The following is a 1,006-nucleotide window of genomic DNA, read 5'->3' as shown; positions in this document are numbered from 1 at the left end:
AGCGCAGAAGAAATTTGCCTGGATCATTGGAGTTGTGCTGGCTGCCACCATGTTTATCCTGATGGTAATTGTCAATTCGTATAGCCCGATAACTGGTATTGTCTGCCTCATTTGCCTCATTTTATTGTATTTCGAATCGGTATTTGGCATTTGCCAGGTGTGTAAATTTTATACCTTGTTTTACAAGGAAAAAACACAATACTGCCCGTGAGAGATTTGCGAATTGAAAGACCGACAGCCCATTCAAAAAATTTCAGTTTCCCAAATACTTATTCTTATTGGTTTTATCGTTCTCTTGGTTCTCTTGGTTGTATTCTTCCACGAAATATTTAGTATCAGGCCGTTTGACCTGTTTGGTCTGGAAAGCCATGCAGCAGCGAAATAATTCCTGAAAATGAGAAAGATAATCGGATTTTTTATCTTGTTTACAGCATTTTCATGCAGCAAACCTAAGCCTGAAGGATTGATCCTGAAGATTCGTTATCAGCCGGAAAAAACATACAGTATTTCAACCATCAGGGGAACTGAAACAGTGATAACCTATTCAGGACAGGGAATTGCCATGCGAAAACTGAAAAGCATGAAAATTAAAAATCCAAGCATTTCGAAGGTGAAAACCAAAACCGATACGGAGTTGGTAACCGGTAAAAGTTCGGCAGACAAAAGCTTTCCGGTTAGCTTAACCTATAAAAAAACAATGAGTCTCAACGGAAAAAATGAAATTCCGGAAGGTACTGTAATACATGGTGAAATCTCAGGAGAATCTATGCCAACCTTCAGCAAGGTAATCTCCGGCACGCTTGACTTTGATCAGAAAACCCAGCTTCTGCAAATGGTTCGGAACACCTTCACGCAATTTGATTTTCCGGAAAAGAGACTTAAAATCGGTGATCAATTCTCTGCAGATCGTCCTGTTTCGATCCCCATGGAAGGTTCGGTCATCGAAACGGTAGTTACCACAACCTACAAACTGATTGGAATCAAAAACAACCTGGCACAATTCGAG

2 protein-coding genes are annotated in these 1,006 nt (G+C 40.2%); both read left to right on the top strand.

Annotated features, from left to right (window positions below):
- The coding region (locus Q8M88_RS09935; RefSeq protein ID WP_305596898.1) for a DUF4395 family protein at positions 1–211 on the top strand (211 nt) is incomplete at its 5' end.
- Between the two features lie 183 nt (positions 212–394).
- A partial coding sequence (locus Q8M88_RS09930) for a hypothetical protein (protein ID WP_305596896.1) occupies positions 395–1,006 on the top strand: 612 nt, incomplete at its 3' end.

It is taken from the genome of Phenylobacterium sp. (genome assembly GCF_030693805.1).
In the GTDB taxonomy this organism is placed as follows: domain Bacteria; phylum Pseudomonadota; class Alphaproteobacteria; order Caulobacterales; family Caulobacteraceae; genus Phenylobacterium.
This window is presented reverse-complemented; position numbering and strand designations above follow the sequence as displayed.